At 73.7% G+C, this 1,873-nt stretch carries 2 protein-coding genes; both read right to left on the bottom strand.

The window, feature by feature from the left end:
* Positions 1-276 precede the first annotated feature (276 nt).
* Positions 277-756 (bottom strand): NUDIX domain-containing protein, encoded by a 480-nt coding sequence (locus G3I53_RS03110; RefSeq protein ID WP_164339094.1) that lies wholly within the window; start codon positions 754-756, stop codon positions 277-279.
* Positions 757-858: 102 nt separating this feature from the next.
* A partial coding sequence (gene lnt / locus G3I53_RS03105) for an apolipoprotein N-acyltransferase (protein ID WP_164437998.1) occupies positions 859-1,873 on the bottom strand: 1,015 nt, incomplete at its 5' end.

The raw sequence follows: 1,873 nt of genomic DNA, 5'->3' as shown, positions 1-1,873 counted from the left end.
CCGGTGCCGCCGCTGCCGGCCGCGCCGGTGCGAACAGGGGCGCTGTCGGCCACGCCGGTGTCGGTACGGGCGCCGGAGCCGTCCGCGGTGTCGGTCCGGGCCGCGGGGCCTGGACCGGGCGCGGGGCGGGGCCGCTCGGCGGACTGCACGTGATCACGGGACATGGACACAGGATTCCTCATCCCCCGGCCGCCCCGTCAGGCCTGTGGACAACACCGTCATGCGTCGACCCTAGGCAGCGTCCGGCCACCACCCCATGTGCCAGCCCCACATACTTCAGCCAATTCCAGTGGTGTCGAACCATGTGGGCGCGTCCGACATGGCCTGCTTGACGCGGAAGCGGGCGAAGTCGTTCAGCTCCGGCAGCGCGTCCGGCTCGAACCAGCCCACGTCCAGCGACTCGTCGTCGTTCACCCGCGCCTCCCCGCCCACCGCACGGCAGCGGAAGGTGATGTCCATGAACTGGCAGGTGTCGCCGTTGCCGTACGTGACCGGGGACAGCGCCTGCACCAGCACGACCCGCTCGACGACGCACCGCACCGCGGTCTCCTCCTCGACCTCCCGCACCGCGCACACGGCGGGCTGCTCACCCGGGTCCGGGATGCCCCCGATCACCGACCACCCGCCGGTGTCGGCCCGCCGGTTCAGCAGCACCCGGCCCCGGTCGTCGAAGACGAGAGCGGTGACTCCGGGCAGCCACAGCAGTTGCTGTCCGGCGGAGGCACGCAGGGTGCGGATGAAGTCGGGAGTAGCCATGCCCCGACCCTAGCTGGCCGCTCCGGCCGCCTTTCCGCGTCGGTGGCGTCCCGCGAGGGACACGCCCGTGGGGCACCGCGCGGTGCCCCACGGCCCGGACGGCTACGCCCCGTCGGTGCGCCGGCCCCGGACCCGCGCGGCGACGGCCAGACCCAGGCCGCCCGCGGCGGCCAGCACGAGGGCGGCCTCGGGGAGCGCGCCGAGCCGCGTGGCCGGGGTCCGCGAGGAGCGCAGCGGGACCTCCTGGACCAGCGAGTCGGCGACGAACATGCCGGTCCGCTGTGTCACCGTGCCGTCCGGCATGATGATCGCGCTGACGCCGCTGGTCACCGGGACGGTGACGGTGCGGCTGTGCTCGACGGCCCGGACCCGGGACATGGCGAGCTGCTGGTAGGTCATCTCGCTGCGCCCGAAGGTCGCGTTGTTGCTGGGCACGGAGATCAGCTGGGCGCCGTCGGTGACCGTGTCCCGCACGGCCCAGTCGAAAGCGGCCTCGTAGCAGGTGACCAGGCCGACGCCCGCGCCGTTCATGGTGAAGACGCCCGGCTCCGAGCCGCGGCTGAAGTCCTGGCGGACCATCGACGTCCACTCGTCGTTGATCATGCCGATCAGCGAGCGCAGCGGGAGGTACTCCCCGAACGGCTGGATCTGCCGTTTGTCGTAGGTGTCGACGGGGCCCTTCTCCGGGTCCCACAGGATCTGCTCGTTGAGCAGCCGGCCGTCCTTGGAGACCACTCCGCCGACGGACACGGGCGCCCCGACGGCCTTGGCCGCCCGGTCGATGACGGCGCGGGCGTCGGCGTTGGTGAAGGGGTCGATGTCGGAGGAGTTCTCCGGCCACAGCACGACGTCGGGCTTCTCGACCCGGCCGGCCGCGACCTCGGCGGCCAGCCGCTCCGTCTCCCGCGCGTGGTAGTCCAGGACGGCGCGCCGCTGCGAGTTGAAGTCGAGCCCCAGCCGGGGCACGTTGCCCTGGATCACCGCGACCCGGACGGTGCCGTCCTCGGCCGCGTCCGACACGAGCGGCCGGGCGGCCACGGCCGCGACGACCGGGACGGCGAGGCTCAGCACGCCGACGGCCGCCGCGCCCCGCCGCAGTGTCCCCGCGCGCCGGGCC

The sequence above is a fragment of the Streptomyces sp. SID14436 genome (genome assembly GCF_010548465.1).
In the GTDB taxonomy this organism is placed as follows: Bacteria; Actinomycetota; Actinomycetes; order Streptomycetales; family Streptomycetaceae; genus Streptomyces.
Note: the sequence above shows the minus strand (reverse complement) of the source record. Positions and strands in the feature narration are given on the sequence as shown.

Coding starts and splice junctions, on each gene's coding strand:
- G3I53_RS03110 (WP_164339094.1), bottom strand. CDS start 756: ATGGCTACTCCCGACTTCATCCGCACCCTGCGTGCCTCCGCCGGACAG.